This window comes from Streptomyces sp. NPDC034085 (assembly GCF_055575555.1).
This window is the reverse complement of sequence record NZ_JBVISL010000008.1, coordinates 116186-137453: the sequence shown is the minus strand read 5'-3', so window position 1 is coordinate 137453 and position 21268 is coordinate 116186. Positions and strand designations below refer to the sequence as shown.

Here is a 21268-nt window from a genome sequence, read left to right as displayed (position 1 = left end):
GCTATGCGGTGTGCAGCCAGACCCGCAGCGGGCCGATCGGGGTGAACCCCGCCCGTACGGCCGTATCGAGGCCCGGCCCGTGCTCGTATCCCACGACCGGGAGGTCCGGCCAGTACGCGGCGGCCGCTCCGAGGGCCGCCGACCAGGCGGCGCCGGCGTCCGCGTCGTCGTGGGCGAACACGTTCGACACGCCCACCGCGCCGCCGCCGGTGCTCACGACCGCCCCGGCCGTGATCCGGCCCGCGTCACGGCCCGCCAGGAAGACGACGCCCTCCCGCAGCAGTCCCGGGTGGAACAGGCCGGTGCTCTCCTCGCCGTCCCAGGCCGCCTCCCAGGCCGCCAGCTCCGCGGGGCTCTCGGCCTCACCCCACTCCAGGCGGCCGTCCTCGGACCCGGCGGGGGCGGCGGCGTCCGCCGGGCGGTGGATCCACTGCGCCTCGAACAGGACCTCGAAGCCGGCCGGGGCCAGTTCGAGCGCGGCGAAGCTGTCCTTCACCGAGCAGCCGGGGGAGGAGGTGTCGACCCCGGCGAGCACCTCGGCGGCCGAGGCCTGCGGCGCCAGGGTGACGGCGTCGGGATACAGCGGCGGGGTCCGCCGCGGGCTGCACCAGAGGGCGCCGCGGAAGCGGCCGCTGCGGGAGACGGCGGCGCACCACTCCGCGTTGTTGCGGGCGGCCGCGCGCAGCAGCCCGGGGGTACTCGGGGTGATGATCACACCGGGATGTTGCCACAGTGCCTAAGCTGGGGCGATGCCATATTCCACCCCGCCGCGGTACGTCAGAGCGGGCCGACGGGTCGGCCTGCGCCCCTTCCGGTCCGCGGACGGACCGGAGTTCACCGCCCGCGCACGCGAGAGCCGCGCGCTGCACCGGCCGTGGCTGTTCCCGCCCACCACCGTGGAGGAGTACGAGCCGTACGCGGCCCGGCTGACGGAGGAGGAAGGGCGGGCCGGCTTCCTCGTCTGCGAGCTCGCCACGGGGGCCATCGCCGGCTTCGTCAACGTCAACAACATCGTCCGCGGCGCCTTCCAGTGCGGGGCGCTGGGCTACGGGGTCTTCGCGCACGCGGCGGGGCGCGGCCTGTTCGGTGAGGGCTTCGACCTGCTCCTGGCGCACGCCTTCGCCGAGCCGGGGGCGGGGCTCGGCCTGCACCGCCTGGAGGCGAACATCCAGCCGGCCAACGCCGCCTCGATCGCCCTGGTCCGGGGCCGCGGCTTCCGCCTGGAGGGCCTCTCTCCGGAGTTCCTGTACGTCGACGGCGCCTGGAGGGACCACGAGCGCTGGGCCCGGACGGCCCCCGGCGCGTGAAGGGAGGCGCCTTTGCGTAATCCTGACCGGTGGTGATGTGCGGAACCCCTGTGCACCCGGGCCGCCGGCGTGTTCCATTTCCCCATGGCCACCACCGTCCGACGTGCCCGGCTCGCCCTTCCCGCCGCCCCCTTGGGCCCTGACAACCCGCTGCCAGCCCTGCGCGCCCCCGACGGGGTGCACGAGCTGGACGAGCGCTCGCGCGGGGGACTGCCGCGCGACATGGCCCGCCAGATCGGCTACGAACCGCTGCGCTCCCTGCTGCCGGTCCGGATCCGCGACGGATACGGACGGCGGCGCACCGAGCGGGAGTTCGAGGCGGTCGTCATCGAGAACGGCCGGCTGCGCGCGACCGTGCTGCCGGGGCTCGGCGGCCGCGTCCACTCCCTCGTGCACCTGCCCAGCGGGCGCGAACTCCTCTACCGCAACCCGGTGTTCCAGCCCGCGGACTTCGCGCTCAACGGGGCCTGGTTCTCCGGCGGCATCGAGTGGAACATCGGCGCCACCGGGCACACCGCCCTGTCCTGCGCCCCGCTGCACGCGGCGCTCGTGCCGGCGCCCGACGGGGGCGTGATGGTGCGGCTGTGGGAGTGGGAGCGGCTGCGCGACCTGCCCTTCCAGGTGGACCTCTGGCTGCCCGCGGACTCGGACTTCCTGTACGCCGGCGTCCGCGTCCGCAACCCGCACGAGCGGCCCGCCCCGGTCTACTGGTGGTCCAACACCGCCGTCCCCGAGGACGCCGGCACCCGCGTCCTCGCCCCCGCCGACGAGGCCTGGCACTTCGGGTACGAACGCTCGCTGCGCCGCATCCCCGTACCGCACTGGCAGGACGCGGACCGCACGTACCCGCTGGGCAGCACCTACCCCGCCGACTTCTTCTACGAGGTCCGCGAGGAGGACGCGGACCGCCCCTGGATCGCCGCCCTCGACGCCGACGGGCACGGCCTGGTGCAGGCCTCCACGGGGCGGCTGCGCGGCCGCAAGCTGTTCGTGTGGGGTGCGGGCCCGGGCGGCCGGCGCTGGCAGGAGTGGCTGACCGAGCCGGGCACCGGCGGCTACGCGGAGATCCAGGCCGGGCTGGCCCGGACCCAGCTGGAGCACGTACGGCTGGACGCCGGGGCGGAGTTCAGCTGGCTGGAGGCGTACGGGCCGCTGTCGGCGGCACCCTCGGCGGTGCACGGCGCCGACTGGGCGGCGGCGCGCGGGGCCGCCTCGGCGGCGCTGGACGCCGTGCTGCCGGCCGGGACCCTGGACGCGGCGTACAAGGCGTGGCGCGGGCACGCCGACACCGAACCGGCGGAGCGGCTGGCGGACGGCTCGGGCTGGGGCGCGCTGGAGGTGCTGTGCGGGGGCCTGGCCCTGCCGGGCACCCCGTTCCCGGAGTCCACCCTGGAGGAGGCGCAGGAGCCCTGGCTGGCGCTGTGGCGCACCGGCGTGTTCCCCGCCCCGGACACGGCCGCCCCGCCCGGCCCCAGCCTGGTCGCCGCGCACTGGCGGGACATGCTGGAGACCGCCCCGGCGGACCCGCTGACCGAGTACCACCTGGGCGTGGCCCAGTGGCACGCCGGTGACGTGGCCCAGGCCGTACGCAGCTGGGAGCGCGGGCTGGCGCAGGCGCCGTCGCGCTGGCCGCTGCTGCGCTGCCTGGCGGCGGCCGACGCCCTCGCCGGGAACCGGGAGCGGGCCGCCGACCGCTACGCGGCGGCCTTCGAGGGCCTGGCGGACGAGAGCCGGGGCGGCGAAGCCTGGACGGCCGCCGAGTCCGCACTGGGGCGGGAGGCCATGACCGCCCTGCTCGCGGCCGGGCGCCTCGCGGCTGCGCGGGCCGTGTGGGACCGGCTGCGGCCCTCGCTGCGCGAGCAGGGCCGCTTCCGGCTGCTGGCCGCCCGGCTGCTGGCGGCGGAGGGGCACGTCGGCGCGGCCCGGCGCGTCTTCGAGGACGGCTTCGAGATCGCCGACCTGCGGGAGGGCGAGGAGACCCTGTCCGAGGTCTGGGCCGCCCTCACGGACCGCCCGCTGCCCCCGGAGTACGACTTCCGCATGCGCCCCCCGCAGCCGTGACGGGCGCGCGCCCGGGGAGTGTCGTCGTAGCGGCCCCACCGGCCGGGAGGACTGCGGCGGCGCGACCTACACGCGGCACAGCAGTTCGCCGTTCAGGACCGAGAACCACGCGTCGGGGGCGGCGCCCCAGGCGTGCCAGGCGGCTGCGATGTCCGCCAGTCCCTCCGGGGTGGCGTGGCCGCCGCCCGTCGCGACGGAGGCGTAGGAGGAGGCGGTGGTACGGTCCGCCCACAGGGACGACCACCAGGCGACCTCCTCCGCCGTCGCGTAGCACCACGCCGTCGCCGAGGCCTCCACCTGCGTGAACCCCGCCTCCCGCGCCCACGACAGCAGCCTGCGCCCGGCGTCGGGCTCACCGCCGTTGGCGCGGGCCACCCGCCGGTACAGGCTCTGCCATTCCTCCAGGCCCGGCGTCCGCGGATACCAGGTCATCGCCGCGTAGTCGGCGTCGCGTACCGCCACGATCCCGCCGGGCCGGCACACCCGGCGCATCTCCCGCAGCGCCCGCACCGGGTCGCCGACGTGCTGCAGCACCTGGTGGGCGTGGACCACGTCGAAGGAGTCGTCGGGGAACTCCAGCGCGTGGACGTCCGCCTCGGCGAAGTCGACGGCACCGGACAGCCCGCGCTCCGCCGCGTACGCGCTCGCCTGCGCCAGGACGTCCGACGCCGCGTCAACCGCCGTGACGCGGCCGCCCGGGGCGACCAGCTCCGCCAGGTCCGCCGTGATGGTGCCCGGGCCGCAGCCCACGTCCAGCACGTGCATGCCGGGACGCAGTTCGCCGATCAGATAGGCGGCCGAGTTGGCGGCGGTGCGCCAGCGGTGCGAGCGCAGCACGGACTCGTGGTGGCCGTGGGTGTAGACGGCCGTCTCGCGGGCGTCGGGGGTGCGGTTCATGGCGGACTCCTCGTCGTCGGAATCGTCGAAGGCGTGATGATCACCGTAGGGGATCTGCTCGTACTTTGAGATATGCGTTTTGGCATGTGGACAAGCTGCTTGGGGCGCAAGGGGATTGAGTGGGTCGGTGGCAGGGCAGAGCAGGGGCGAGGACAGTGGGCCCCAGGGGCGGCGCACCCGAGGTGAAGGACGGTGGGAGCCATGCCGCAGACGCTGCTGGAATGGCACGCCGCGGCGCTGCGGCTCTTCGGCGAGCGGGTGCGGGCCGTCGGGTCCGCCCAGTGGGACGAGCCCACCCCCTGCACCGAGTGGACCGTGCGGGACCTGGTCAACCACGTCACCGGCGAGCAGCTCTGGGTCCCGCCGCTGCTCACCGAGGGGCGCACGGTGGCGGAGGTCGGCGACGAGCTCTCCGGCGACCTGCTCGGCGAGGACCCGGCGGACGCCTGGGACCGCGCCGCGGCCGCCGGGCACGCCGCCTTCGCCGCGCCCGGCGCGCTGGAGCGGACGGTGGCGCTCTCCTACGGGCCGACGCGCGGGTCGGCGTACTGCTCGGAGCTGACGGCGGACTGCGTCGTGCACGCCTGGGACCTCTCGCGGGGCATCGGAGCCGAGGACCGGCTCCCCGACGACCTCGTCGAGTTCTCCCTCAAGGAGGTCATGCCGTACGCCGACAGCCTCGCCGCGAGCGGCATGTACGCGGAGCCGCTGGAGGTGCCGGCCGGCGCGGACGCGCAGACGCGGCTGCTGGCCCTGCTCGGCCGGAAGGGCTGAGGGGTTAACGCTGAGGGGTTAACGGGCGTACCGGTGTAAATAATCGTATAAAGGGCAGGTCGATCGGTGGCGACGGCGGAAGGCGGGCACGTGTCGGGGATGGCCGAGGGCATGACGCAAGGGCCGGCCGGAGCGTGGCACCGCCCGGCGCCGGAGGGGCGCGGCCCGGTCCGGTACGGTCCCCCCGCTCCCGAGCCCGGCCTGCCGGTCGTGCGGGAGCTGGCCTCCGTACTAGCCGCCGCGGCGGACCGCGCCGCCCCCGAGCCCCCCGGCGGCGGGGAGGCGGTCCGCGAGGCCGCCTGCCGGTACTGGGCCCGGCGCGGGCTCCCCACCTCCCCGGAGAACGTGGCCGCCGGGCCCGGCGCGCCCGCCCTGCTGCTGGCGCTGCTCGGCGCGTACGGCGGCGACGTGCTGCTGCCCCGGCCGTGTCCCGCCTGGTGGACACCGCAGGTCCGGCTGCTGGGACGGCGGGCCTACCACGTGCCCACCCCGGCGGAGTGCGGCGGCGTACCCGATCCGTACGCGCTGCTGGAGACCGTACGGAGGGTCCGCGCCGAAGGCGGGGACCCGCGCGTGCTGCTGCTCTCGGTGGCCGACGACCCGACGGCGACGGTGCCGCCGCCGGAGATGCTGCGCGAGGCCTGCGAGGCCGCGGAGGCCGCCGGGCTGTTCGTGGTCAGCGACGAGAGCTGGCGCGACACCGTCCACCAGCCGCACGACACGCTGGTGCTGAGCCCCGCCGAGATGCTCCCCGACCGGGCCGCCGTCCTCGTCGACCTCTCCGGGGCGCTGCTGCCCGGCGGCTGGCCCGCCGCCGTGGTCCGCTTCCCCGGCACCCCCGGCGGCACCTGGCTGCGCGCCCGTACCCTCGACGTCCTCACCGCCACCGGCGCGCTCGTCGCCGGCCCCCTGGCGGTGGCCGCCGCGCACGCCCTCGACGAATCCGACGCCGTCGCCGGACGCGCCTACGCGGCCGCCGCCCTGCACGGCGCGGTCGCGGCCGCCGCCCACCGGGAGCTGCTGGCCGCGGGCGCCCTGGCCCGGCCCCCGCAGGCCGGCCGGCACCTGTACGCGGACCTCACGCCGCTGCGCGCGGGCCTGGCGCGGCACGGGGTCGCGGACGCGATGGAACTGGAGGACTGGCTCGGTGCCCGCCTGGGCACGCAGACACCCGGCGGGCAGCGGTTCGCCGACGAACTGGGCGCGCTGCGCGTGCGGTTGTCGACCGGCCCGCTGCTGGGGGCCACCCCGCAGGAGCGGCTCGCCGCGCTGGGCGCCCGGGACCCGCTGACGCTGCCACAGGTCCGGGGCGCGCTCGACCGGCTCGGGTCGGTGCTCGCCGCGCTGGCCGACTGACCCCCGCGGCCCGGTCCAGCCGGCCGCCGCCGAACGGAGACTTCTCGATGAGGGACCAGCCGGACGCCCCCGTGACGACCGCCCCGCCGGCCACCGGCCCCGGGGACGCCGCCTTCGCGCTGCCGGACCACCCGGCCCGGCCCCCGCAGGCCCCCGGCACACCCGCCGGCTCCCCGTCCGGCCCTCCCCCCGCCGCCCCCGCCGCCGCCCGCCCGCTCGGCGAACACCGGCTGTGGCCGCGGACGTTCGCGGACCGGCTGACCACCCCGCTGCCCGGTGTCCGCGCCTTCGCCCGGCTGGCCCGCGAGGGCGCCTTCCGGCCCGGCCCGGAAGGGCTGAGCGGCATCCCCGACCTGCCGTACGAGCCCGCGCCGCTGCCGCCCGCGCTCCCCGGCGCCGTGTCCGTCACCTGGGCCGGACACGCCAGCTGGGTGCTGCGCACCGGCGGCCTGACGGTGCTCACGGACCCCGTCTGGTCGCGGCGGATCCTCGGCACGCCGGCCCGGGTGACCCCCGTCGGGGTGCGGTGGGAGGAACTGCCGCCCGTGGACGCGGTGGTGCTCAGCCACAACCACTACGACCACCTCGACGCCCCCACCCTCAAGCGGCTCCCGCGCGACACCGCCCTCTTCGTCCCCGCCGGGCTCGCCCGCTGGTGCCGCCGCCGGGGCTTCACCCGGGTGACCGAGCTCGACTGGTGGGAATACGCCGAACTGGACGGCGTGCGCTTCGAGTTCGTGCCGGCGCACCACTGGTCCAAGCGCTCCCTGCTGGACACCTGCCGCACCCTGTGGGGCGGCTGGGTGCTCACCGACACGGCCCAGGACCGGAAGGTCTACTTCGCGGGGGACACCGGCTACGGCCACTGGTTCGGCGAGATCGGCCGCCGCCACCCCGGCATCGACCTCGCGCTCCTGCCGATCGGCGCCTACGCCCCGCGCTGGTGGCTGCGCGACGTGCACGCCGACCCGGAGGAGGCGGTGCAGGCCTGCCTGGACCTCGGGGCGCGCAGGATGGCCCCGATGCACTGGGCCACCTTCGTCCTGTCCGCGGAGCCGGTCATGGAGCCCCTGCACCGCGCCCGCGCCGCCTGGGCGCGCGCCGGCCTGCCCCGCGAGGACCTCTGGGACCTGCCCATCGGCGCCTCCCGCACCCTCGGCCCCGAGGAGCCCTAGACCGTGTCGCCGGGCCGGCGGGCCCTCGGTCTGGCGACCACGTGCATGCGCTCGCCCTGCTTCCCGAAGAGGCTGAGGATCTCCACGGGCCGTCCGTCGGCGCTGCCGAACCAGTGCGGGGTCCGGGTGTCCCACTCGGCGGCCTCGCCGGGGCCCAGCACCAGGTCGTGCTCGGCCAGTACGAGCCGCAGCCGGCCGGTCAGCACGTACAGCCACTCGTAGCCCTCGTGCGTGCGCAGGTCCGGCTCGGCGCCCCGGTCCGGGATGACCATCTTGTACGCCTGGAGCGGGCCGAGGCCCTGCGTCAGCGCCACCGACGTCCCGCCGTGCGGCATCGCGCGGGGCGTCATCCGCACGCGCGGATCACCCACCGGCGGCGCTCCGACCAGGTCGTCCAGGGCCACCCGGTAGGCGCGGGCGAGCGGCAGCAGCAGTTCCAGGCTCGGCCGCCGCCGCCCCGACTCGAGCCGGGACAGGGTGCTCTTGGAGATCCCGGTCTCCTCGGAGAGCGCGGCCAGGGTGAGGCCGCGCCGGTCCCGCAGCCGCCGGAGCCGGGGGCCGACCTCGTCAAGCACGGCGCGGTGCGGCGCCGGTTCGTCCGGGCAGACGTCCACGCGGGCGTCGTCGGCATCGTCCAGGCGGGCATCCATGCGGGCATTCCACCGCACCGTCCCGGAAACGGCAACAGCAGTTGCCGCGACGGGGCAGGTTCAGGGGCCCTGCTCCGGCAGGAAGCGGGCGGACTTCAGCGCCAGTTGCCGCGCGAAGTAGTCCGCCGCGTCCGGCCGCATCCGGGCGAGCGTCACCATGCCGGTGATGATGACGTCGCACACCTCGTCGTGCACGTCGTCCCAGCTGTGCGACCGGCCCTTGCGCGGGTTGCTGCCCGAGGCGCCGATCACCGCCTGGGCGGCCTCGCCGAACTCCTCGCCGATCTTCAGCACTTGGATGACATGGCTCTGCGGAGGGCGCACCCCGCGCTCGGCGGCGGACGCGTCGAAGTGGGCGGCGAGGGCGCGGACGGTTTCCCAGGAAGCGGAGTTCACGGCCGGACCCTGCCCGGCCGCACCCGGCGCCACACCCCGGGGGCCGCGCTGATCAGCAGCGCCAGGCCCACCGCCAGCACCACGCCCTTCCACGGCTCCGAGAAGAGCGAGCCGCCCAGGATCCCGATCAGCCCGTACGTCGCCGCCCAGACCAGGCAGGCCGGGCCGTCCCCCCGGGCGAACCGGCGCAGCGGCAGCCCGCCCAGCAGGCAGGCCAGCATCACCGGGATCCGGCCCGCCGGGACCAGCCGGGAGAGCACCAGCACCAGCACCCCGTGCTCCTCCAGCCGCACCCGCGCCCGCTCCAGCCGCTCCGGCGCGGCCCGCCCCCGCAGGGACTCCAGCCAGCGCGAGCCGCCCCGCGAACGCACCCCGCGCGAGCCCAGCCAGTACAGCGCGACGTCACCGGCGAACGCGGCCAGCGCGGCCACCCCGATCACCAGCACCACCCCGAACGGCAAGGACCGGTGGTGGAAGGCCACCACCGCCGCCGAACTCACCAGCGCCCCCGTCGGGATCACCGGCACCAGCGCCCCCAGCGCCACCAGCACGAACAACGCCGGGTAGCCGACCGCCTGCTGGGTGGTCTCCGGCGGCACCCGGCCCACCACCACCTCCACCGCCTCCCGCCACGGCGTCACGGCAGCCGCACCCGCTCCCCGTGCGCGGGGACCCGTACCGCCACCTTCGGCGCGAGCAGCCCCGCCCGCCGGGCGAACTCCCCGCCCGGCGCGTGGAACTCGTGCGGCCGCACCGCGTCCATGCCGATCGGCCAGTACGTCCCGTAGTGCACCGGCACCGCCGCCGCCGGCGCCAGCTCCGCCAGGGCCCGAGCCGCACGCTCCGCGTCCAGGTGCCCCGGCCCCAGGTACGGCCCCCAGCCCCCGACCGGCAGCAGCGCCACGTCCACCGGACCGACCTCCTCGGCCATCGCGTCGAACAGCCCGGTGTCCCCGGCGAAGTACGTCCGCGCCGCGCCCTCGACCACGTACCCCAGCGCCGGTGCCCGCTGCGGCCCGAACGGCAGCCGCCGCCCGTCGTGTCGCGCGCTCACCGCCCGGACCCGTACGCCCTCCCGGACGCGCACCTCCTCGCCGGGGACCACCTCCGTCACGGCCAGCCCCCGCGCCCGCGCGAGCCGCGCCAGCGCCGGCACCGCCCGGCGCGCGCCGCGCGGCACCACCAGCCGGGTGCCCGGCGCCAGCACGGCCAGCGACGGCAGGTGCAGGTGGTCCGCGTGCAGGTGCGAGACCAGCACGACCTCCGCCTCCGCCGCCTCCGGCGGGGGCACCGCCCCGCGCCGCCGCCGCAGATGCGCCAGCCGCCGGGCGAACAGCGGATCGGTCAGCACCCGCACCCCCGAGTCCCGCACCGTGCACGTGGCATGGCCCCACCAGGTGATCTCGACCTCCATCCCGCACCCCTTCCCCCCGCCCGCCGGGGCGTAACCCCGCGTCCGGGTCGGACCGGAACCCGACGGCCCCCTCCTCCCCGGGCCCGGATCGGAGTAGGGTCGGGCGCCATGGATGCGCTGCGCGTGGCCGCGATCGCCAGCCTGGCCCCGCTCGAGGAACTCGACGCCGACCCCTTCGCCGTGGACACCCGCAGCCAGCACGCCATGTGCGCGCGCTGGGCCGCCGGGCAGGGCTACGTGGTCACCCGGCACCTGCTCTTCTACGGGCTGCGGGCCGACCACTGCGGGCTGTGGCGCGACGTGGACGCCGGGCAGGTCGACCTGTTCGTCGCGCCGAACCATCGCGTCCTGGCCCGGGCGCTGCGCTCCGTCGAGGAGTTCACCGCCGAGTGCGAGCGGCGCGGCGTACGGCTGGAGACCGCCGGGCTCGACGAACCGGCGTACACCTCCGCCATGAAGGCCGAGGTGCACCGCAGGCTGTCCATGCCGACCGCCGGCTACGACGGCACCTGACCGGCACCCGGCCGCCGCGCCCCGTACTCCCGTGCGCCACCCGTGCCGACCGGCCGCTTCCGCCGCCCTGTGCGACGCTGGCGGAGGGGACCGCGGGCCGGAAGCGCGGACCGGGGAGCGAGGCGGGTGCGGCGTGTGGCGACGGCGGTGGGGCTGGCGGGCCGCGGGCGGGGCCCTGGTACGGGTCGTGCTCGTCTGGGCGGTGTCCACGCTGACCATGCTCGTGCTGGCCGGGATCCTGCCCGACTTCCGCCTGCAGTCCGCCGACGGTGACAGCGTCACCCGCACCGGGCTGACCGCGGCCTGGGGCGCCGGCGCCTTCGGCCTGCTGAGCGCGCTGGTGTGGCCGGTCCTGGTCCGGGCCCTGCTGCTGGTGCCCGCGCTGGTCCTCGGGCTGCTCGTCTTCTTCCTCAACGGCTCGCTGCTGCTGATGGCCCTGAGCCTGATCCCCGACGGGCGGGGCGCTGCGGCCGCACCCGAGACGGCGGTGGTCGTCGCCGCCGTGATGTCCGCGGTGGCCTCGGCCACCTCCACCGCGCTCGCGGTGCGCGACGACGAGGCGTACCGGCGCCGGCTGTACCGGCTCGCCGACCGGCGCCGCCGCCGCTTCGGGGCGCCCCCGGGCGGCAGCCCCGGGCTGGTCTTCCTCCAGCTCGACGGCGTCGGGTACGAGGTGCTGCGCCGGGCGGCGGCCGACGGGCTGATGCCGACGGCGGCCGCCTGGCTGGAACGCAGCCACCGCATGACGCCCTGGCACACGGACTGGTCCAGCCAGACGGGCGCCAGCCAGCTCGCCATCCTGCACGGCTCCAACTTCGACGTCCCGGCCTTCCGCTGGTACGAGAAGGACACCGGCGAGGTGATGGTCTGCAACCGGCCCACCAGCGCCGCCGAACTCCAGCGCCGGGCCGTCGAGCGGACCCGGGACGGCGGCCTGCTCACCCTGGACGGCGCCAGCCGGGGCAACCTGTTCAGCGGGGGCGCCGACCAGCTGGCGCTGGTGCTGTCCGTCTCGGCCCGGCGGGGCCGCGCCAACCGCTCCCGGGCGGGGTACTTCGCGTACTTCTCCGACCCGGCCAACGCGGTGCGCACCGCGCTGTCCTTCGTCGCCGAGGTGTGCCGGGAGATCGGCCAGTCGCTGCGCTCGCGGCTGCGGGCGGAGCACCCCCGGGTGGGGCGCGGCGGTCTGTACCCGCTGATCAGGGCCTTCGCGACGGTGGTCGAGCGGGACGTGGTGGTCGCCGCGGTGATCGGGGACGTGCTCGCGGGCCGCGCCGCCGTCTACGCCGACCTGGTCGCCTACGACGAGGTCGCGCACCACTCGGGCCCGCACGGCCGGGACACCGACCGGGTGCTGGCCCGGCTCGACCGGAGCCTCGCGCTGATCGCCCGGGTCGCCGAGCACGCCCCCCGGGAGTACCGCTTCGTGCTGCTGTCGGACCACGGCCAGAGTCCCGGGGAGACCTTCCTCGGCCGGTACGGCCTCGGCCTGGAGGACCTGGTCCGGGCGGGCTGCGGGCTGCCCGTCTCCCGTCGGGCCGGCCGCACCCGCAGCGGCGCCGAGGCCCGCGCGGCGGTACTGGCCGCCCTGCACCGGCCCGTGGAGGAGGAGGGGGAGGAGGCCCGCCCGGGGCCGGGCCCCGACCCGGTGGTGCTGGCCTCGGGCAACCTCGGGCTGATCTCCTTCCCTGACCTCCCGGGGCGGGCGTCCCGGGAGCGGATCGAGCGGGCGCACCCCGCCCTGCTGCCCACCCTGGCCAACCACCCGGGGGTGGGCTTCCTGCTGGTCGACGGGGAGGTGCTGGGCCCCGGCGGGGCGGTCGCGCGGCTGGACGTGCCGGGGGAGGCGGAGGAGCTGCTGGCCGCCTTCGGGCCGGGCGCGGCGCGGGCGGTCCGCCGGGCGGACTCCTTCCCGCACGTGGCCGACGTCATGGTCAACTCGGCGTACGACCCGGCGACCGGCGCGGTGCACGCCTTCGAGGAGCAGATCGGCTCGCACGGCGGCCTGGGCGGGGAGCAGACCCGCCCCTTCCTGATGTGGCCGACAGAGCTGTCGGAGCCGGGACCGGAGCCGGTGGGCGCCGAAGCCGTGCACGCGGTGCTGCGCCGCTGGCTGCGCGAGGCGGACGGCCCGCAGGTCCCGCTGGCCGGGCAGCGTGCGGCGGAACCCGCCGGGCAGCCCCCGGCGGCCGGTGGCGCCCGCCCCGCCCACACCCTGCGGGAGGATCACCGGCCCAGGGCCGAAACGGATGGAATCCTTCCTTCCGCAGAGGTCCCGGCGCCGGACGAAACACGGTGATTTGGCGCGCTCTCCGCGGTGGTCAACCATGGGTCGACCTGCCCACCATGTGAGACATTCCGAGGCGCACCACCGATGACCAGCACCGCAGCCCCGCCCGCCGAGGCCACCGCAGCCCCGCAGGCCCCCCGCCAGGGGGACCGGCACGCCCGCCGCTTCAGCCTTCCGGTCGCCGTCTGCCTGGTCATGGGGAACATCATCGGCGGCGGGATCTTCCTGCTCCCCGCCTCCGTGGCCCCCTTCGGCACCATCAGCCTCCTCGCCTTCGCCGTCCTGACCCTCGGCGCGATCGCCCTCGCCCTCGTCTTCGGCCGGCTCGCCGAACGCCACCCGCAGACCGGCGGGCCCTACGTGTACGTGCGCGCCGCCTTCGGCGACTTCGCCGGCTTCCTCGCCGCGTACAGCTACTGGATCACCGCCTGGGTCTCGAACGCCGCCCTCGCCGTGGCCTCGGTGGGCTACCTCGCGGTGCTCTTCCCGGCCGTCGGCGAGCACCGGTGGTCCATGTGCCTGGCCGCCCTGGCCGTGCAGTGGCTGCCCGCCCTCGCCAACCTGGCCGGCACCCGGTACGTGGGCGCGGTCCAGCTGGTCGCGACCGTCCTGAAGCTGGTCCCCCTGCTGCTCGTCGCCGTGGGCGGCCTGTTCTTCTTCGACCCCGCGAACCTCGGCCCGTTCCAGGCCACCGGCCAGAGCCCGGTCGGCGCGGTCTCCGCGTCCGCCGCGATCCTGCTCTTCAGCTACCTCGGCGTCGAGTCCGCGGCCGTCAGCGCGGGCGAGGTCCGCGACCCCGCCCGCAACGTCGGCCGGGCCACCGTACTCGGCACCGTCGGCGCCGCCACCGTGTACCTGCTCGGCACCCTGTCCGTCTTCGGCCTGGTCGCCCACGAGAAGCTGGTCTCCTCCCAGGCACCCTTCACGGACGCCGTCAACGCCGTCTTCGGCGGCACCTGGGGCGGCACCCTCGTCGCCGGCGCGGCCGTGGTCTCCATGGCCGGCGCCCTCAACGGCTGGACCCTGCTCAGCGCGCAGATCCCGTACGCGGCCGCCAAGGACGGGCTCTTCCCCAAGGCCTTCGAGAGGAAGGAACGCGGGGTCCCGGTGGTCGGCGTCCTCGTCACGGCCGTCCTGGCCTCCTGCCTGACCGTCTACAACGCCGCGGCTCCCGGCCCCGGCGCGGGCTCGGCGGGAGTCTTCGAGGTCCTGGTCCTGGTCACCACCTTCACCGCGACCGTGCCCTACCTGCTGTCCACGGCCGCGCAGCTGTACTTCCTGGCCTCGGGCCGGCCGGAGCGGGTGCGGCGCGGGCGGCTGGTGCGCGACGCCGTCATCGCCGGGCTGGCCTTCGCGTTCTCGATGTGGCTGGTCGCCGGATCGGGCTACGCGGCCGTCTACCAGGGCGTGCTGTTCCTCTTCGCGGGCGTCCCGGTGTACGCCGTGATGGCCGCCCGCAAGCGCCGCGCGGCCGTACCGCCCGCGGAGTAGTTTGGAGGGAAAGGCCGGCCAGGGGGGCGCTGGGGGTCGCCATGTCCGCGATCAGCAAGAGCATCGACATCGACCGCAGGCCCGAGGACGTCTTCGCCTACGTGACGGACCCCCGGCACCTGCCGGAGTGGCAGGACAGCGCCCTGTCCGCCCTGCCCCTGGGCGACCTGCCGGTCCATGCCGGCTCGCGGGTCCTCGTCACCCGCCGGATCGGCAGGCGCAGGGTCCCGGCCACCGTGGAGTACACCGAGGTCGACCCGCCGCGGAGCTGGCACCTGCACGGCGTCGACGGGCCGGTCCGCCCGGACGTACGGGGCCGGATCGAGCCCCTGGACGACGGGACCCGCTCGCGCGTCACGCTCTCCGTCGACTTCGAGGGCCACGGCCTGGGCAGGGGCCTCGTGCCCCTCGTGGTCAAGTCCCTGGTCCGCAAGGAGATGCCCCGCAGCGAGGAGAAGCTCAAGCACCTGCTCGAACACTGAGGGCCCCGGGATACCGCGAGACCCGCGGGCCCGCACCGTACGGCGCGGGCCCGCGGGTCTCGCGGTACCGGGCGGGATCAGTCCAGGTAGTCGCGCAGCACCTGCGAACGCGACGGGTGGCGCAGCTTCGACATGGTCTTGGACTCGATCTGGCGGATGCGCTCACGGGTGACCCCGTACACGCGGCCGATCTCGTCCAGGGTCTTCGGCTGGCCGTCGTTGAGGCCGTAGCGCATGGAGACCACGCCCGCCTCACGCTCGGAGAGCGTGCCCAGGATCGACTGCAGCTGCTCCTGGAGGAAGGTGAAGGACACGGCGTCGGCCGGGACGACCGCCTCGGAGTCCTCGATGAGGTCACCGAACTCGCTGTCGCCCTCCTCACCCAGCGGGGTGTGCAGGGAGATCGGCTCGCGGCCGTACTTCTGGACCTCGATGACCTTCTCCGGGGTCATGTCGAGTTCCTTGCCCAGCTCCTCCGGGGTGGGCTCGCGGCCCAGGTCCTGGAGCATCTGGCGCTGCACGCGGGCGAGCTTGTTGATGATCTCGACCATGTGCACGGGGATGCGGATGGTGCGCGACTGGTCGGCCATGGCACGCGTGATCGCCTGCCGGATCCACCAGGTCGCGTACGTGGAGAACTTGAAGCCCTTGGTGTAGTCGAACTTCTCCACCGCGCGGATCAGGCCGACGTTGCCCTCCTGGATCAGGTCCAGGAAGAGCATGCCGCGGCCGGTGTAGCGCTTGGCCAGGGAGACCACGAGGCGGAGGTTGGCCTCCAGCAGGTGGTTCTTGGCACGGCGGCCGTCCTCGACGAGGATCTCCAGCTCGCGCTTGAAGGCGGGCTTGTGGTCCTCCTCCTCCTCGAGCTTGTACTCGGAGAACAGGCCCGCCTCGATGCGCTTGGCGAGCTCGACCTCCTGCTCGGCGTTGAGGAGCGGCACCTTGCCGATCAGCTTCAGGTAGTCCTTGACGGGGTCGGCGGTGGCGCCGGCCACCATGACCGTCTGGGCCGGGGCGTCGTCCTCGTCGTCGTCGGACAGCACGAAGCCCTGGGCGCCGCCGGCCTTGGGCGCCTCCTCCTCGGCCTCCTCGGCGAGGTCCTCGACGGCCCAGTCCTCGCCCTCGACGACCGGGGTCTCGGCGTCGTCGGCGTCCTTGGCGCCGGCCTTCTTCGAGGTGGCGGTCTTCTTGGCCGCTGTGGCCTTCTTGGCGGCGGTCTTCTTGACCGCGCGCTTCTTGGGCTCGGCGGCGGCCTCGGCCGTCACCTCCTGCCCGGCGGCGGCCGACGGAGCGGATATCGCCGCGGCGGCGGCCGCCGGGGCGGTGGCCGAGGCCTTGCGCGCGCCGATGGGGCGCGGCGGGGCGACCGCCTTCTTCGTCACGGTGCGGGCCGGGGCGGCAGCTGCCTTGCGGGGCTTCTTGGCAGCAGCCTTGGTGGCGGGGGCGGCGCTGACGTGGAGGGCGACGCCCTCCTCGTCCAGGACCTGGTTCAGGCTGCGCAGGACCCGCTTCCACTGGTCCACCGGGATGCGGCCGGCCTCGAAGGCCTGGCGGACATCGTCACCGTTGATGTGACCCTGCTCGCGGCCGCGCTCGACGAGCGCGACCAGGGCCTCGGATTCGGCGATCTCCGGAGGGAACGTACGGGACGGGCTGAGCGACACAAGGAGCCTCTCGTTGCGAACAGATAAGGAGTGGGCGGGACATCATCGCGCGGACTCGGGAAACAGACCGAGGGGGGTCTGTATTCCGGGGCCGCGCGAGGACACCTGTCGGTTCATCGCATGCCCGAGTCGATTCGTTACGCGCTGAATTGAGTGACCTGCGCCACGCTGTGGCCGCGCAACCGATCCGGCTGGGATCCGTCCGCCCCTTCAGCAGGCCTTCTTGCGGGCCTCGATGAGGAAGCGGGCGGTGTGCGCGACGAACGGACCTTCGCGTTCGATCCGTTCGTGGAGCTCCCGCAGCCGGTCCCGGTACTGCCCGACCGTGAAGCCGGGCACCATCCAGATCACCTTCCGGAGGAAGTAGACCACGGCTCTGATGTCGTGGAACTCGGTCCGCAGCCGTTCGGAGCGCAGGTCGACGACCTCCAGGCCGGCCCGGGCGGCGTCGGCGACCGCGTCGTCGGGGTGCCGGGCGCGCCGGACCTCCTGCGGCTGCGGGCCGAGGAAGTACTCGACGAGCTCGAAGACGCTGGCCGGACCCACCTGCTGTGACAGGTAGGTGCCGCCCGGTGACAGCACCCGGGCGATCTCGTCCCACCAGATGGTCACCGGGTGCCGGCTGGCCACCAGCTCGAAGGCCTCGTCGCCGAAGGGCAGCGGCGGCTCGTCGGAGTCCGTGACCACGACCGCGCCCAGCGGGTGCAGCAGCCGGGTCGCCCGCCGGACGTTCGGCGGCCAGGACTCCGTGGCGGCCGTCAGGGCGGGCAGCGGGCCGGCCCCGGCGAGCACCTCGCCCCCGCCGGTCTGGACGTCCAGGACGGAACCGACGCGGGCGAGGCGCTCGCCCAGCAGGCGCTGGTAGCCCCAGGAGGGCCGCTGCTCGGTGGCCCGGCCGTCGAGCCAGGAGAAGTCCCAGCCGTCCACGGAGACGGACTCCGCCTCCGCGACGAGATGGTCGAAAGTGCGTGTCATGTCCCGATCGTCCCAGGCCGGGCCCCGGTCGACCACCGGTTATGTCGACTACAGTGGACCCCGGGCCGTGACTGGCGTTCGGGTGGATCACCACCGGGGAGCGGCCCGGCGTACGTCCGTACGGTCCGTACGTCGTCTGCCGCGCGCCTGGGCGAACCGCGATCCGCAGCGACGTTCAGGAGACCCCGTGACGACTGCCCCCACCGCCACCGCCCAGCTGATGGACGGCACCGCCCTCGCCCGCCGCGTCTCGGAGCGGACCGCCGCCCTCGCGGCGAAGATCACCGAGCGCACCGGCACCGCGCCCTGCCTCGCCACCGTCCTCGTCGGCGAGGACCCCGCGTCCGTCACCTACGTACGGATGAAGCAGAACCGCTGCGCCAAGGCCGGGATCACCTCCCGCCACGTGGAGCTGCCGGCCGCGACCACCACCGAGGAGCTCGTCGCCGCCATCACCGCCCTCTCGGAGGACCCGGAGATCAGCGGCATCCTGCTCCAGCACCCCGTCCCGCACCACATCGACGAGCGCGCCGCCTTCGAGGCCATCGCCCCGGGCAAGGACGTCGACGGTGTGACCATGCACTCCTTCGCCGCCATGGGCTTCGGCCTGCCCGGCTTCGTCTCCTGCACCCCCGGCGGCATCATGCGCCTGCTCGCCGAGTACGAGGTGGACCTCACCGGCAAGCACGCCGTCGTGGTCGGCCGCAGCGCGATCCTGGGCAAGCCCGCCGGGATGCTGCTGCTGGAGCAGAACGCCACCGTCACCTACTGCCACTCCCGCACCCAGGACCTGCCCTCGATCGTGCGCCAGGCGGACGTGCTGGTCGCCGCCGTCGGCAAGGCCGAGTTCATCCGCGGCGAGGACATCAAGCCCGGCGCGGTCGTCCTGGACGCCGGCTACAACGAGGGCAACGTCGGCGACGTCCACTTCGAGTCGGCCGCCGCCCGCGCCTCCCTGATCACCCCGGTGCCCGGCGGCGTCGGCCCGATGACCATCGCGGTGCTGCTGGAGCAGACCGTGCAGGCCGCCGCGGCCCAGGCCGGACTGGACCTCGCGGAGCTCTGAGCGGGCGACCGCCGCCAGGCCGTGCCGTCACAGGCCCTCCCGGCCGGCGGGGCCCGGCACGCACGCTCCCCGGGGGCGGCCCGCCAGGACCCCCCGGCGGGCCGCCGCCACGATCGGGGAGCTGCGGAACTCCCGGGCGAGCGCGGCCAGCGGATGCCCGTCGGGACGGCACGGGGAGGGGTCCGCGGGGAACGCGGCGGGGGCGCCCGCCCCCTCCGCCGCGGCCCGTACCCGGCAGGCGTCCGCGAGCATGGCCGCGTCCGCCACGACGGCGGCGCCCCGCTCGCTCAGGCCCTGGCGGCGCGCGGCCCCGTACGCCGCCGACCGGACGGCCGGGTCGAACCAGCCCGCCAGCGCCAGCAGCCCGTCGTCGATCACCGACTCGCGGTGGATCAGCCGGATCCCCACCGGCGACCACCAGGTCAGCGGGACCGTCGCCACGCTGCGGTGGGCGAAGCCGCGCAGCGCCTTCCACAGCGGGCGCAGCCGCCGGTACTGGCTGAAGTCCCGCCAGGCCGCCGAGCCGCCGACCATCGGGACGATGAACCCGGTGCCCACCAGCAGCGCCGCTGCCGAGGCCAGCGGCGGGGCGACGTAGGTGGACAGGCCGTCCCAGTCGTGGCCCGCCCAGCGCGCTCCGACCGCCAGCCACTTCGCGACGAGGTAGCCGAGGTCCATCACCCCGCCGAGCATGAGGAGCGCCAGCCCGGTGCGCAGCGGCCGCAGCGCGGGATCGACCCGCAGCATCCACTTCAGGCACAGCAGGCTCATCGCGGCGCTGCCCGCGGTGTGCGCCAGCAGGTAGCAGACGATCATCTCGCGCAGCCACGGCGTGTTCGCGTAGTACGTGTCCAGGTCCCGCAGCCGCTCCACCGGCGCGTCGCCGATCACGAACAGCGCCACGATCAGCACGGTGACCGCGCCGAACACCCCCACCGTCACCCAGGTCGCCCGCCGCAGCTGCGCCGCCGGACCGCCCGCCCAGTGCAGGATCAGCACGATCGAGGCGCCCGAGAAGGCGGTCAGCACGCCGTACACCAGCGGGGCGGCGAAGTTGACGACGCCGGTGAGCTCGTTGACCGCCGCGAGGGACGGCGGGGCCGCCAGGAAGGTGAGCAGGCAGCCCACCACCAGCAGCGCGCACACGGCCCGCATCAGCGGCTGGTCCCAGCCCCGGCGCAGCGCCGGGGCCTTGATCAGCAGGGCCAGCACCATCACGGATCCCGCCAGGTAGAGCGGCAGGCCCTGCTTCACCGGGAGCGGCCGGCCGCGCCGGCCCCGTCGAGGCCCGCCACGGTCCGCTCGGCCGCCGTCAGCGGCGCCGCCTTCAGCGCGCCCCTGCCGGAGGCGCGCAGCACCCGCCAGGCCACCTCCGGCCGGAACCAGGCGGCGGGCGGGCTCGACATCGTGACCACCTCGAAGAAGGCGGTCGTGAGCCGCTCCTCGGTGCCGGCCCCCGCGACGAGCCGGCCGACGTAGGCGTCGAGCAGCCCCGCGCCCGGTTTCGGCCGCATGCCGGTGGCGCCCGGGTAGCGGATGTCCTGCGAGGTGGCCAGCTCCCAGGCGGCGGCCACCTGCGGGGCGAGGGCGCGCTGCGCGGCGTTGCCGAAGCCGGGCCGGGCCAGGCCTCCGGCGCGCAGCAGGGCGCGTACGGCGAGCAGCCCCTGGGCGGCGACGGTCATGCCCTGGCCGTAGAGCGGGTTGAAGGTGGCGACGGAGTCGCCGACGGCGAAGAAGCCGTCGGGCAGGTCCGCCTTCTCGAAGCGGACCCGGCGGTTCGCGGTGCCCTGGGTGACGGCGACGTCGGTGACCGGCTCGCGGCCCTCCAGCAGCAGGCCGACCACCGGGTCCCGGACGCTCTTGGCGAAGGGGACGAAGGCCTCGGGGTCGTCGGTGGGCCGGCCGCCGCGGGTGCCGGACAGGGTGGCCTGCCACAGGCCGTTCTCGATCGGGACGATCGTGGCGGTGCGGCCCGGTACGGGCATCCGCGGGTCGGACTGGACGTTGACGATGGGGAACCCCATCTCGTGGGCGCCTTCGGGAGCCTTGAAGATGCGGGTGGCGTAGACCAGCCCGGAGTCGACCTCGGCCTGGCGCAGCCCGCGCACGCCGAGCGCCTCCAGCCAGGCGCGGGCCCGGGACCCGCGCCCGCCGGCGTCGACGACGAGGTCGGCCGGCAGCAGCCGGCCCTCCTCCTGCGGGGTGTCGGCGCGGACGCCGGTGATCCGGGCGGCGGTGCCCTCCAGGGCGCGCACCCGGCTCCGCTGGAGGACCGTGACCCCGGGGAGCGCGGTCACCCGGCGGCGGACCACCGAGTCGAGCAGGTCGCGGCTGCACGAGATGTTGAACTGCGTCTCGCCGCCCCGGGGGAGCCAGCCCCGGGCGGTCATCGACACCAGGTCGGTGGGCAGGCTGCGGCGCAGCGCGCCGGCCGCCGTCCACGCGCCGGTGATGCCGGGCAGGATCTCCTCGACGGCGCGCGCCCCGGCCGACCACATGACGTGTACGTGGCGGGCCTGGGGCAGGCCGCGCCGGGGCTCGGGGCCTTCGGGCAGGTCGTCGGCGTCGATGATCGTGACCGTCGCGTGCTCGGCGAGGACGGCGGCCGCGAGCAGGCCTGCCATGCTGCCGCCGATGACGACGGCATGGCGCTGCGGGGTGGGCTGGGTCATCGTGCGGTGCTCTCTGTCGGGCCGCGCGGACCCGGGCGGCGGCGCGGCGGCGGCGCGGTCGGGTGCGGGCGGCGGTGAAGGCGTC

Annotated in this window: 20 protein-coding genes and 1 riboswitch; of the genes, 10 read left to right on the top strand and 10 right to left on the bottom strand. The window is 75.5% G+C overall.

Going from position 1 to position 21268, the window contains the following annotated elements; all coding sequences use genetic code 11:
• Position 1: 1 nt before the first annotated feature.
• Entirely contained in the window at positions 2-715 is a 714-nt protein-coding gene (locus ACZ501_RS25575; protein WP_468798369.1) for a hypothetical protein, read from the bottom strand.
• Between the two features lie 34 nt (positions 716-749).
• On the opposite strand from ACZ501_RS25575, the gene ACZ501_RS25570 reads away from it, so the two are divergent.
• Positions 750-1307: a GNAT family N-acetyltransferase gene (locus tag ACZ501_RS25570; protein ID WP_468798366.1), complete on the top strand. Its 558-nt coding sequence runs from the start codon at positions 750-752 to the stop codon at positions 1305-1307.
• An 84-nt stretch (positions 1308-1391) separates the two neighbouring features.
• Complete coding sequence (locus tag ACZ501_RS25565) at positions 1392-3368, top strand: DUF5107 domain-containing protein (protein WP_468798363.1); 1977 nt, start codon at positions 1392-1394, stop codon at positions 3366-3368.
• Between the two features lie 66 nt (positions 3369-3434).
• Here the strand turns inward: ACZ501_RS25565 and ACZ501_RS25560 are convergent, their stop codons facing one another.
• Complete coding sequence (locus ACZ501_RS25560) at positions 3435-4265, bottom strand: methyltransferase domain-containing protein (protein WP_468798360.1); 831 nt, start codon at positions 4263-4265, stop codon at positions 3435-3437.
• 201 nt (positions 4266-4466) lie between these two features.
• Between ACZ501_RS25560 and ACZ501_RS25555 the strand changes: the two genes are divergently transcribed.
• From ACZ501_RS25555 to ACZ501_RS25545, 3 genes are all read left to right on the top strand, one after another.
• Positions 4467-5039: a TIGR03086 family metal-binding protein gene (locus ACZ501_RS25555; RefSeq protein WP_468798358.1), complete on the top strand. Its 573-nt coding sequence runs from the start codon at positions 4467-4469 to the stop codon at positions 5037-5039.
• A 111-nt stretch (positions 5040-5150) separates the two neighbouring features.
• Entirely contained in the window at positions 5151-6395 is a 1245-nt protein-coding gene (locus tag ACZ501_RS25550) for an aminotransferase class I/II-fold pyridoxal phosphate-dependent enzyme (RefSeq protein ID WP_468798355.1), read from the top strand.
• Positions 6396-6442: 47 nt separating this feature from the next.
• Positions 6443-7570, top strand: coding sequence for an MBL fold metallo-hydrolase (locus tag ACZ501_RS25545; RefSeq protein WP_468798352.1), 1128 nt, complete (start codon positions 6443-6445; stop codon positions 7568-7570).
• Here ACZ501_RS25545 and ACZ501_RS25540 read toward each other — a convergent pair.
• From ACZ501_RS25540 to ACZ501_RS25525, 4 genes are read right to left on the bottom strand one after another with little or no spacing between them, the layout of a single operon-like run.
• The gene (locus tag ACZ501_RS25540) at positions 7567-8220 is read right to left on the bottom strand and encodes a helix-turn-helix domain-containing protein (RefSeq protein WP_468798349.1); all 654 of its coding nucleotides are present in this window, start codon (positions 8218-8220) and stop codon (positions 7567-7569) included. The two genes, ACZ501_RS25545 and ACZ501_RS25540, sit on opposite strands and share 4 nt — an antisense overlap.
• Before the next feature lie 60 nt (positions 8221-8280).
• Complete coding sequence (locus tag ACZ501_RS25535) at positions 8281-8616, bottom strand: MazG-like family protein (protein ID WP_468798346.1); 336 nt, start codon at positions 8614-8616, stop codon at positions 8281-8283.
• Complete coding sequence (locus ACZ501_RS25530) at positions 8613-9257, bottom strand: DedA family protein (protein ID WP_468798343.1); 645 nt, start codon at positions 9255-9257, stop codon at positions 8613-8615. Before ACZ501_RS25530 ends, ACZ501_RS25535 begins: the two co-directional genes overlap by 4 nt.
• A complete protein-coding gene (locus ACZ501_RS25525; protein WP_468798340.1) occupies positions 9254-10030 on the bottom strand; it encodes an MBL fold metallo-hydrolase in 777 nt (258 codons plus the stop codon). Before ACZ501_RS25525 ends, ACZ501_RS25530 begins: the two co-directional genes overlap by 4 nt.
• 108 nt (positions 10031-10138) lie before the next feature.
• Between ACZ501_RS25525 and ACZ501_RS25520 the strand changes: the two genes are divergently transcribed.
• The 4 genes from ACZ501_RS25520 to ACZ501_RS25505 all read left to right on the top strand — a co-directional run bounded on the left by ACZ501_RS25520 (position 10139) and on the right by ACZ501_RS25505 (position 14806).
• Positions 10139-10543, top strand: coding sequence for a hypothetical protein (locus ACZ501_RS25520; protein ID WP_361609819.1), 405 nt, complete (start codon positions 10139-10141; stop codon positions 10541-10543).
• 217 nt (positions 10544-10760) lie between these two features.
• Positions 10761-12842 (top strand): alkaline phosphatase family protein, encoded by a 2082-nt coding sequence (locus tag ACZ501_RS25515; RefSeq protein WP_468798691.1) that lies wholly within the window; start codon positions 10761-10763, stop codon positions 12840-12842.
• A gap of 75 nt (positions 12843-12917) precedes the next feature.
• Positions 12918-14324, top strand: coding sequence for an amino acid permease (locus tag ACZ501_RS25510; protein WP_468798337.1), 1407 nt, complete (start codon positions 12918-12920; stop codon positions 14322-14324).
• Between the two features lie 41 nt (positions 14325-14365).
• Positions 14366-14806 carry an SRPBCC family protein gene (locus ACZ501_RS25505; RefSeq protein WP_361609825.1) on the top strand — a complete coding sequence of 147 codons (441 nt, stop codon included), beginning with the start codon at positions 14366-14368 and terminating at the stop codon, positions 14804-14806.
• A gap of 77 nt (positions 14807-14883) precedes the next feature.
• On the opposite strand, the gene ACZ501_RS25500 is transcribed toward ACZ501_RS25505, so the two are convergent.
• Both ACZ501_RS25500 and ACZ501_RS25495 read right to left on the bottom strand, forming a co-directional pair.
• Positions 14884-16470 carry an RNA polymerase sigma factor gene (locus ACZ501_RS25500; protein ID WP_361611175.1) on the bottom strand — a complete coding sequence of 529 codons (1587 nt, stop codon included), beginning with the start codon at positions 16468-16470 and terminating at the stop codon, positions 14884-14886.
• 210 nt (positions 16471-16680) lie between these two features.
• Positions 16681-17445 (bottom strand): methyltransferase domain-containing protein, encoded by a 765-nt coding sequence (locus ACZ501_RS25495; protein WP_468798334.1) that lies wholly within the window; start codon positions 17443-17445, stop codon positions 16681-16683.
• Positions 17446-17502: 57 nt separating this feature from the next.
• A riboswitch (ZMP/ZTP riboswitch) is annotated at positions 17503-17605 on the top strand.
• Positions 17606-17665: 60 nt separating this feature from the next.
• On the opposite strand from ACZ501_RS25495, the gene ACZ501_RS25490 reads away from it, so the two are divergent.
• Positions 17666-18511 (top strand): bifunctional 5,10-methylenetetrahydrofolate dehydrogenase/5,10-methenyltetrahydrofolate cyclohydrolase, encoded by an 846-nt coding sequence (locus tag ACZ501_RS25490; RefSeq protein WP_468798688.1) that lies wholly within the window; start codon positions 17666-17668, stop codon positions 18509-18511.
• 27 nt (positions 18512-18538) lie between these two features.
• Here ACZ501_RS25490 and ACZ501_RS25485 read toward each other — a convergent pair whose 3' ends face one another.
• Both ACZ501_RS25485 and ACZ501_RS25480 read right to left on the bottom strand, forming a co-directional pair.
• Positions 18539-19765 (bottom strand): MAB_1171c family putative transporter, encoded by a 1227-nt coding sequence (locus tag ACZ501_RS25485; protein ID WP_468798331.1) that lies wholly within the window; start codon positions 19763-19765, stop codon positions 18539-18541.
• Positions 19762-21183 (bottom strand): NAD(P)/FAD-dependent oxidoreductase, encoded by a 1422-nt coding sequence (locus ACZ501_RS25480; protein WP_362464629.1) that lies wholly within the window; start codon positions 21181-21183, stop codon positions 19762-19764. The genes ACZ501_RS25485 and ACZ501_RS25480 overlap by 4 nt, the downstream gene beginning before the upstream one ends.
• Positions 21184-21268: the final 85 nt, after the last annotated feature.

What these genes read in the sequence shown, in the direction of transcription:
- ACZ501_RS25570 (WP_468798366.1), top strand. Translation starts at nt 750, where the DNA reads ATGCCATATTCCACCCCGCCGCGGTACGTCAGAGCGGGCCGACGGGTC.
- ACZ501_RS25565 (WP_468798363.1), top strand. Translation starts at nt 1,392, where the DNA reads ATGGCCACCACCGTCCGACGTGCCCGGCTCGCCCTTCCCGCCGCCCCC.
- ACZ501_RS25560 (WP_468798360.1), bottom strand. Translation starts at nt 4,265, where the DNA reads ATGAACCGCACCCCCGACGCCCGCGAGACGGCCGTCTACACCCACGGC.
- ACZ501_RS25555 (WP_468798358.1), top strand. Translation starts at nt 4,467, where the DNA reads ATGCCGCAGACGCTGCTGGAATGGCACGCCGCGGCGCTGCGGCTCTTC.
- ACZ501_RS25550 (WP_468798355.1), top strand. Translation starts at nt 5,151, where the DNA reads ATGACGCAAGGGCCGGCCGGAGCGTGGCACCGCCCGGCGCCGGAGGGG.
- ACZ501_RS25545 (WP_468798352.1), top strand. Translation starts at nt 6,443, where the DNA reads ATGAGGGACCAGCCGGACGCCCCCGTGACGACCGCCCCGCCGGCCACC.
- ACZ501_RS25540 (WP_468798349.1), bottom strand. Translation starts at nt 8,220, where the DNA reads ATGGATGCCCGCCTGGACGATGCCGACGACGCCCGCGTGGACGTCTGC.
- ACZ501_RS25525 (WP_468798340.1), bottom strand. Translation starts at nt 10,030, where the DNA reads ATGGAGGTCGAGATCACCTGGTGGGGCCATGCCACGTGCACGGTGCGG.
- ACZ501_RS25520 (WP_361609819.1), top strand. Translation starts at nt 10,139, where the DNA reads ATGGATGCGCTGCGCGTGGCCGCGATCGCCAGCCTGGCCCCGCTCGAG.
- ACZ501_RS25515 (WP_468798691.1), top strand. Translation starts at nt 10,761, where the DNA reads ATGCTCGTGCTGGCCGGGATCCTGCCCGACTTCCGCCTGCAGTCCGCC.
- ACZ501_RS25510 (WP_468798337.1), top strand. Translation starts at nt 12,918, where the DNA reads ATGACCAGCACCGCAGCCCCGCCCGCCGAGGCCACCGCAGCCCCGCAG.
- ACZ501_RS25505 (WP_361609825.1), top strand. Translation starts at nt 14,366, where the DNA reads ATGTCCGCGATCAGCAAGAGCATCGACATCGACCGCAGGCCCGAGGAC.
- ACZ501_RS25495 (WP_468798334.1), bottom strand. Translation starts at nt 17,445, where the DNA reads ATGACACGCACTTTCGACCATCTCGTCGCGGAGGCGGAGTCCGTCTCC.
- ACZ501_RS25490 (WP_468798688.1), top strand. Translation starts at nt 17,666, where the DNA reads ATGGACGGCACCGCCCTCGCCCGCCGCGTCTCGGAGCGGACCGCCGCC.
- ACZ501_RS25480 (WP_362464629.1), bottom strand. Translation starts at nt 21,183, where the DNA reads ATGACCCAGCCCACCCCGCAGCGCCATGCCGTCGTCATCGGCGGCAGC.